General features: G+C 79.4%; 1 protein-coding gene. It reads left to right on the top strand.

Going from position 1 to position 912, the window contains the following annotated elements:
• Positions 1 to 41: 41 nt before the first annotated feature.
• Positions 42 to 866, top strand: coding sequence for an ABC transporter permease (locus tag IDM29_RS16835; protein ID WP_188037855.1), 825 nt, complete (start codon positions 42 to 44; stop codon positions 864 to 866).
• Positions 867 to 912 lie beyond the last annotated feature (46 nt).

The raw sequence follows: 912 nt of genomic DNA, 5'->3' as shown, positions 1-912 counted from the left end.
CGGGCCGCGCCGCCCCGCCTCGCACGCCGCCGGGACGCGCACTGCCGCCGGCCGCGGTGGTCCCCGCCGCGCTCGCCATCGGCTTCCTCGCCCTTCCCCTCGTCGGCCTCGCCGCGCGCGCGCCGTGGGACGACCTGGGACGCGTGCTCGGCGAGCCCGCCGTCCGGCAGGCGCTCGGCCTGTCGCTGTGGACGGCGACGGTCTCGACGCTCGTCTGCGTGCTCTTCGGGGTGCCGCTCGCGTGGTTGCTCGCGCGCGGCCGGCTGCCCGCGCGCCGCCTGGTGCGGGCGGTCGTCACCCTGCCCCTGGTCCTCCCGCCCGTGGTCGGGGGCGTCGCCCTGCTGACGGTGCTCGGGCGACGAGGCCTGGTGGGCGGGTGGCTCGACGCCGTCGGGATCACGCTGCCGTTCACGCCCGCCGCCGTCGTGGTCGCGCAGACGTTCGTCGCCATGCCGTTCCTCGTCGTGACCGTGGAGGGCGCCCTCCGGGCCTCCGACCGCCGGTTCGAGGAGGCCGCAGCCTCGCTCGGGGCGTCCCGGCTGACCGTGCTGCGCCGCGTGACGCTGCCCCTCGTCGCACCCTCGGTCGCCGCGGGTGCGGTGCTGACCTGGGCGCGGGCCCTCGGGGAGTTCGGCGCCACGGTGACCTTCGCCGGCAGCTTCCCGGGGCGCACACAGACGCTCCCCCTCACGGTCTACGCGGCGCTCGACCGCGACCCGGACGCCGCCGTCGCGCTCAGCCTCCTGCTGCTCGCGGTCTGCGTCGCGGTCCTCGTCGGCCTGCGCGGCCGCTGGGTCGGGGAGGCCGGGCCGGAGCGCCCGACGCCCCGGGCCGGGGTCGCGTCGGGCGCGGACGGATCCGCATGAGCCCGGCCAGAGGCGGGCGGCAGCCGGGCGACGCCGCCGCCGGGCT

This window comes from Actinotalea sp. JY-7885, assembly GCF_014525465.1.
GTDB lineage: Bacteria > Actinomycetota > Actinomycetes > Actinomycetales > Cellulomonadaceae > Actinotalea.
Note: the sequence above shows the minus strand (reverse complement) of the source record. Positions and strands in the feature narration are given on the sequence as shown.